We start from the raw sequence: 7,226 nt of genomic DNA, 5'->3' as shown, positions 1-7,226 counted from the left end.
CCAAATCTCAATTGCCGTAATACTGATCGGACTGTTCATAATGATAACGAGGAGAAAGGCGATAACACAGGTCATCGGGTTGCTGTTTATGGAAAACGGGCTTTTCCTTGCAGGTTTTTCCTTGACCTTTGGAATGCCTACAATCATAGAGCTCGGGGTTTTATTTGACATGCTCATGGGTGTGATAATACTCGGAATTTTTGCTGTGCAGATTAAAAGGGCATTTGCATCTTCAGACCTTGATAAACTGACTATCCTCAAGGGATAGGATTGAAGATTGAAAATTGTAAATTGAAAAATGAAAATTTTGAAGAAAATAAATTTAAAATTTAAAATTTGCAATTTCCAATTTGCATTGGAGCGTTAGCGACATGATTGCGATACTTTTAATACCGATAATAACAGCAGTTATATGCTATGTGTTGAAGGGCCACAGGCTGATTGGCTATGCAAGCCTTGCAGGGGCACTTTGTCTTACAGCCTTTTCTATTCCCACAATTATCTCATCCATATCATCGCCCATTGCGATGGCGAATGGCATGCTTTATATGGATGCCCTTTCAGGGTATATCATGGCGCTGGTGATATTTCTGGGTGTAGCCTCTGCGGTTTATTCTATTGGCTACCTCGAGCATGAGCTTAAGGTCGGGCTTATAAATATACCAGGGATGAGGAGATATTATGCCCTGCTGCATTTATTCATCTTCACCATGCTTCTGGTGACTGTAGCGAATAACCTTGCCCTCATGTGGATTGCCATAGAGGCAACCACGATAGTCTCTGCCATCCTCATCGGCCTTGGATTTACCAAAAGGCAACTTGCAATAGAGGCTGCATGGAAATATATAATCCTCTGCACTGTAGGGATTACATTCGCCCTCCTTGGCACATTTATAGCATACTATGCATCCACTGCTGTTATGGGAACAGAGGGCGCATTGAACTGGACATCGCTTAAAGCTATTGCCGGTAAACTCAATCCATCAACGATGAAGCTCGCCTTTATCTTTGTCCTTGTCGGTTATGGCACAAAGGCAGGGCTTGCGCCTGTGCATAACTGGCTGCCCGATGCACACAGCCAGGCACCGAGCCCTATAAGTGCGCTTCTTTCAGGAATCCTTTTGAATACTGCATTCTATGGAATTATGAGATTTGTATCCATTGTGGAGCCATCAACGGGGAATATTTTTACAGGTAATTTGCTCATTCTCTTTGGACTTATCTCCATTGGTTTGTCTTCCATATTCATACTTGTTCAGGACAACTATAAAAGATTACTCGCATACAGCAGCATCGAACACATATGTATTATCTCCCTCGGTGTGGGGATAGGCGGGCCTGTTGGTATTTATGGTGCACTCTTACATATTCTAAACCACGCCATTTCAAAGCCCCTCATGTTCTTTGCATCTGGAAAGATTCAGGCCCATTTCGGCTCAACGAGGATTGAGAATGTTAATGGAGTGCTCTCATCAATGCCCTTGCTCGGGATCCTTACTTTCATCGGTGCATTGTCCCTTGCAGGCACACCGCCTTTTAACATTTTTATAAGTGAGCTCACAATATTGAAGGCCGGGGTAGATAAGGGAATGTGGCCTGTTGTTGGCTTGTTTTTATTCTTTGTGGTGATAGTCTTTTACGGCATGCTTTCGGGATTTGGGAGGATGTTGTTCGGCGGTCAGGAGTCAGGGGTCAAGAGTCATAAGTCAGAAACTAAATATGGTATTCCCGATATCCTTTCCAATGCAATTATGATTGTCATGGCATTATTTATTCTTGTCCTCGGCTTGAGGGTTCCTGATTTTATAGACAGCACAATAAAAACATGCATCAATGTCCTTGGGGTTAAGTGATGGAAAGAGTCCTGAATAAGGCGATAAAGATAAAGGAGCATCTGAATGAGCAATATATTGAGATCAAGAAGGATGACTTTAAAGATGCGTGTGTTTATCTTTATGAGGAAAAGCACGCTATTCTGAGACTCATGTTTGCAACTGATGAAAGGCAGATCGATGGTGTATTCAGGATATATGCTGTCTTTTCAATTCCTGGTATTGATAGGTTTTTCATAATTGTTTTGCCATTAAAGGAAGATGATACAACATTCCCATCCATAACCCCTGATATTCCGACAGCGCACTGGTATGAGCGCGAGATAAAAGACATGTTTGGTTTAACTCCAAAGGGGCATTCTGATTTGAGACGACTTGTGCTGCACGATTCCTTTCCAACAAACTCTCATCCATTAAGAAAGGACTGGAATATTACAGAATCTGATTTGAAGGAATGGGGCGAAGGAATTAAACAAAAAGAGCCTTATAAATTTATGGAGGTTGAAGGAGATGGAGTCTATGAAATCCCTGTTGGCCCTGTCCATGCTGGAATTATAGAGCCGGGACACTTCAGATTCAGCGCAGTTGGAGAGACCATATTCTTTCTTGAGCCGAGACTCTTTTATACGCATAAAGGTACAGAGAAACACTTTGAGAGTATGCGTCTCTTTGATGGCGTGAGGCTTGCAGAAAGGGTTTCAGGCACATCATCATTTTCACATTCAGCAGCTTATTGTATGGCAGTGGAAAGAATTGCAGGCATTGAAATAACAGAAAAGGCAAAGGCAATAAGAACCCTTCTTTTAGAACTTGAAAGGTTGTACAACCATATAGGCGACATTGGCAATATGTGTGCAGGAACCGCTCTTCAGGTGGGATATGCAAATGGGGCTATTATCAAGGAAAAGCTGATGCAGCTTAATGAAAGGCTTACAGGTAGCAGGTATCTGAGGGGAGTAAATGTCATCGGCGGTGTTACAAAAGATGTGTTTTTGCAGTCGAATGATATTCTTTCAACGATTGATACGGTAACAAGGGAATACAAAGAGTTCATGAAATTACTCCTCGGCTCTGTCTCTCATATTGACAGGCTCGAAAATACAGGCATGCTGTCAAAGGAAATAGCACAAAAGTTAGGAATAACTGGTGTTGCAGCAAGGGCATCGGGCATTAATGATGATATAAGAAAGGCACACCCTCATCTTCTTTATGACATGCTTGAATTCGAGGCACACACAATGGCAAGAGGTGATGTGCTTGCGAGGATGATGGTCAGGGCAGAAGAAACAGAATGTTCGATATCGATAATTAATACACTCCTTGAAAGTAATTATGCTGGTGCATTAGCTGCCGGGATAAATGATATTCCTGCATATTCCTCTTCGTTAGGCTATGCAGAGACGCCGAGAGGGCCGGTATTTTACTGGGTAATGTCTGATAAGGATGGTAAGCTCTTCAGGGTGAAGCTGAGGTCTCCTTCATATTGCAACGGGCCTGCAGTGCCCTTTGCTGTGCATGGCAACATAGTGCCCGATTTCCCATTGTGCAACAAGAGCTTTAATCTATCGTATTCTGGATGTGATATGTGACAACATGACAATTGAAAATTGAAAAATGCAAATTTTAAATTTTCAATCTTCAATTTACAATTATCGAGGATGAGGAGCAAAGATGTTTAAAGAGATTTTAAAAAACTTAATAACCAGAAAACCTTCAATTCCATTCCCTGAAGGGTTCGATATCCCGCCTGAGGAAGCCGTAAAGATTGTCTCTCTAAGGGAAAAGATTGATACTATCTTTGGCAGGTCGCTTAGAATCAGGCAGGTGGATGCAGGCTCATGCAATGCATGCGAATGGGAATGCACTGCCCTTACAAATCCGATATACGACATTCAGAGGTTCGGCATTGATTTTGTTGCGTCTCCAAGACATGCGGATGTCCTTCTTGTAACAGGGCCTGTTTCAAGACAGATGGAACTTGCCCTTAAAAAGACATATCTGGCAACACCTGAGCCGAGGCTTGTTGTAGCATGCGGTGACTGCACCATTGATGGAGGCATATATAAAGGAAGCTATGCGGTAACGAATGGCGTTGCCAATGTGATTCCAGTTGACTGCTATATTCCAGGATGCCCGCCCACACCGATACAGATGGTATTGGGACTCCATGAATTATTAAAAAAGCTGACCTGATGCGGTCACTCTGCTTCCAATCCGTACCTCTTCAACTTTCTCCACAGCGATACTCTATCAATCCCGAGTATCTGTGCTGCAAGGGTCTTGTTATTGCCTACCTCGCTTAATACCCACTGTATATAAGCCATCTCCTGCTCTTCAAGGGATGGGATTTTGCCTTCCTTTTTCCTGAATGTCCTTATGCTTAATTCCCTCAAATCTTCAGGGAGATGTGCCACTTCGATGGTATTCCCATTAACAAGGGCAACTCCTCTTTCTATGATATTTTCCAGTTCCCTCACATTTCCAGGAAAGTCGTAATTCATCAGGAGTGCAATCACATCCTGAGATATCCCTGTGACGTCCTTTTTCATGAGGGCAGCATATTTTTTTAAAAAATAGTAACTTAAAAGAGGTATATCTTCTTTTCTTTCTGAAAGAGGTGAAATGTAGAGTGAAACAACATTCAGCCTGAAATAGAGGTCCTGCCTGAAATGTCCGTCCTTTATCGCATCCTGTACGTCTCTATTTGTTGCAGCTATAAATCTTACATCCACCTTTACAGGCTCTGTTGCCCCAAGCCTTAGAACCTCTTTTTCCTGAATAACCCTCAAGAGTTTTACCTGCATTGATGAAGGCATCTCTGTTATCTCGTCTAAAAACAACGTCCCACCAGATGCCATTTCAATCAATCCCTTTTTCATGGTGGTTGCGCCGGTGAACGCCCCTTTTTCATGGCCGAACAGCTCATTGCCTAAAAGCTCCTCTGTAAATGCCCCGCAGTTGATTACAAAGAATGGTCCTTCTGAACGGCTGCTGTTGAAGTGTATGTATCTTGCAAACAGCTCCTTCCCCGTACCGCTTTCACCGCTTATAAGGACATTGCAGTCTGTTGGTGCAATCTGCTTTGCCGTGTCCAGAAGCCTCTGCATGCCGGGATCCTGAGTGATTATCTTTACCTTGCCCTGGTACTTTTCTATCTGCTCCCTGAGTTGTCTGTTCTCCTTCTTAAGTCTTACCTTCTCTACCGCCTCTTTTACAACCTTTCTTACCTCTTCCAGTTTGAATGGCTTTGCTATATAGTAGAATGCACCCTGTTTCATTGCGTTTACTGCCGACTCCAGCGTCGCATATCCCGTTATCATTATTACCTCCGTGTCAGGATAGAGGTCATGGCATCTCTTGAGAATCTGCATGCCATCTACTTTCTCTATTCTAAGATCAGTAAGCACCGCATCAAATTGCTGCTCATCGAGCAATTTGAGGGCATTCTGCCCGCTTTGCGTTCCCACCACCTCATAGCCCTCTTTTTTCATTACATGCTCAAGGTTCTTAAGGGCTATTTTTTCATCATCAACAATTAAAATTTTCGCATTGTTTGTCATGTTGCTATACCTCAATTTCAGTAATATTTCTTATCTGGTGCAACTGTTTTTCAGCTACTCCAATACTCCATCACTCCAATATTCTCACTCCTTCATCGGCAATCTAATTAAAAACGTTGTCCCTTTACCAAATTTACTGTCCACAGCAATACAACCGTCATGCTCTTCTATGATTTCATGAACTATAAACAATCCGAGCCCTGATCCTTTGCCCACATCCTTTGTAGTAAAGAATGGATCGAATACCTTTGGCAGCAATTCATGCGGTATCCCTGTTCCTGTATCTTTTATCTCTATGTCCACCGTATCTTCTTCGAGAGTGCATTTACCGCGGTATTTCAGATAATTGTATATACCTGTTTCGTCTTCCACCTTATCAATTGCCCTGTGCTTCTTTGCCTTGATGAAAACACTTCCGTCATCAGTAATGGACTCTATTGCATTTTTTATAAGATTTAATAATGCCTGCTGGATTCGCTGTTTATCGGCAATGATAAATATGTCATCCGGCATGTCAATGTTGATTTCGACCTTTGTCGGCACTTGACCCTTCACAAACCGGATCGTTTCTTCAAACAGGTTTCTGAGCGGCAGTTTCTCTTTTTTAAATTCCCTATCCCTTGAGAACTCTAAAAGAGAACGGACGATATTCCTTGCACTCTCTGTTTGCTCCTCTATTTGCAGGAGGAGCTCTCTCTTGTATTCCGTATCAGCTTCTTCAAGCTCTTCCTTCAGTATCTCGCTGGAGGTTGAGATATTTGATAATGGATTGTTCAACTCATGGGCAACACCGGAAAGGAGCGTCCCCAGTGAAGCAAGCTTTTCTGATTGAACAAGGTGCCTCTGCCTTAATTCCAATTCCCTGAGCATCTTGTTAAAGGCATTTGTCAGCGAAACTATCTCCCTGTCTTTTGAATTTATGAGTATTTTTTCAAACCTGCCATCAGCAATTATTTCAAGGGAATCCTCTAACATTTTAAGCGGTCTGACAACCATTCTTGATAAAACCTGTCCTATAACAATCCCTAAGAGTGAGAGGGTGATGATTGAAAGGATAATAATGTTTCGTGAATTGTTTAACATCATTTGCAGGTCCTTACGCTCAGCCTTTGAAATGTCTTCAGCAACTGTTATTATGTCTTTGCCTGTTTTCCTTATCTTCCCTTCCATTGTGGTTTTTTGTACACTGCCATGTTTATCTTGCCTTACATAACGCTCCATGAGTTCTTTATACTCTTTCAGGTCATCTCTTAGTGTTGTTATCTGCTGAGAATTGGCAATTGTCCCAAATCCTTTGATATTCCTTTCAAGTAATTCTTGAGCTTTTGTTACATATTTTATATTTTCGTAATAGTCGTTCTCTTGCTTGTAGAGAAAATAATTTTTTTCAAACCTTCTGATTTCAAGCGTTGCATCAAAAAATTCGGATATGACCTCTCCGAACATTATCTTTTTCTCCATAAACCTGAGCTCCATAAAAGTGAGTATTGATAGACCGATAATTATGACCAGTATTGCGTAATAACCTAATGTAATTTTTTGTTTGATGCTCGGATGATACTTGAACATATTTTATTTTAACCGCCCTGTATTGCAAAAAGCAACTCAGAGCGATTTTACTGCAACAGCCCAAACAGTGCCATAATTATTAGGTTAGGAGGTAAAAAATAATAAAGGACAACACCTGCCTCTTGCCCTCTCTATTATCTTCGTTGCATTTTGCATCAGACAATATCCTTTTGGCGAATGTCCTGAAATAACAAAAATGCCAATAAAACATTGGGTTATAAGAACAATGCCCCTCTGGCATGGAAGATGATTATAGATTTAATAA

The 7,226-nt window shown here is 41.7% G+C and carries 6 protein-coding genes; 4 read left to right on the top strand and 2 right to left on the bottom strand.

What is annotated here, in order from left to right; translation table 11 throughout:
- Positions 1 to 40: 40 nt before the first annotated feature.
- From HZC12_04615 to nuoB, 4 genes are all read left to right on the top strand, one after another.
- Complete coding sequence (locus HZC12_04615) at positions 41 to 268, top strand: hypothetical protein (GenBank protein ID MBI5026009.1); 228 nt, start codon at positions 41 to 43, stop codon at positions 266 to 268.
- 103 nt (positions 269 to 371) lie between these two features.
- Complete coding sequence (locus tag HZC12_04610) at positions 372 to 1,853, top strand: hydrogenase 4 subunit F (GenBank protein ID MBI5026008.1); 1,482 nt, start codon at positions 372 to 374, stop codon at positions 1,851 to 1,853.
- Positions 1,853 to 3,421, top strand: coding sequence for an NADH-quinone oxidoreductase subunit C (locus HZC12_04605; GenBank protein ID MBI5026007.1), 1,569 nt, complete (start codon positions 1,853 to 1,855; stop codon positions 3,419 to 3,421). The genes HZC12_04610 and HZC12_04605 overlap by 1 nt, the downstream gene beginning before the upstream one ends.
- Positions 3,422 to 3,503: 82 nt before the next feature.
- On the top strand, positions 3,504 to 4,025 hold the full coding sequence (gene nuoB / locus HZC12_04600; GenBank protein MBI5026006.1) for an NADH-quinone oxidoreductase subunit NuoB: 522 nt from the start codon (positions 3,504 to 3,506) through the stop codon (positions 4,023 to 4,025).
- Positions 4,026 to 4,030: 5 nt separating this feature from the next.
- On the opposite strand, the gene HZC12_04595 is transcribed toward nuoB, so the two are convergent.
- Positions 4,031 to 5,392 (bottom strand): sigma-54-dependent Fis family transcriptional regulator, encoded by a 1,362-nt coding sequence (locus HZC12_04595; protein MBI5026005.1) that lies wholly within the window; start codon positions 5,390 to 5,392, stop codon positions 4,031 to 4,033.
- An 84-nt stretch (positions 5,393 to 5,476) separates the two neighbouring features.
- Positions 5,477 to 6,961: a HAMP domain-containing histidine kinase gene (locus HZC12_04590; protein ID MBI5026004.1), complete on the bottom strand. Its 1,485-nt coding sequence runs from the start codon at positions 6,959 to 6,961 to the stop codon at positions 5,477 to 5,479.
- Positions 6,962 to 7,226: the final 265 nt, after the last annotated feature.

The sequence above is a fragment of the Nitrospirota bacterium genome, from assembly GCA_016214385.1.
Taxonomy (GTDB): Bacteria; Nitrospirota; Thermodesulfovibrionia; order UBA6902; family JACROP01; genus JACROP01.
This window is presented reverse-complemented; position numbering and strand designations above follow the sequence as displayed.

Coding starts and splice junctions, on each gene's coding strand:
- HZC12_04595 (MBI5026005.1), bottom strand. CDS start 5,392: ATGACAAACAATGCGAAAATTTTAATTGTTGATGATGAAAAAATAGCC.
- HZC12_04610 (MBI5026008.1), top strand. CDS start 372: ATGATTGCGATACTTTTAATACCGATAATAACAGCAGTTATATGCTAT.
- HZC12_04605 (MBI5026007.1), top strand. CDS start 1,853: ATGGAAAGAGTCCTGAATAAGGCGATAAAGATAAAGGAGCATCTGAAT.
- HZC12_04615 (MBI5026009.1), top strand. CDS start 41: ATGATAACGAGGAGAAAGGCGATAACACAGGTCATCGGGTTGCTGTTT.
- nuoB (MBI5026006.1), top strand. CDS start 3,504: ATGTTTAAAGAGATTTTAAAAAACTTAATAACCAGAAAACCTTCAATT.
- HZC12_04590 (MBI5026004.1), bottom strand. CDS start 6,961: ATGTTCAAGTATCATCCGAGCATCAAACAAAAAATTACATTAGGTTAT.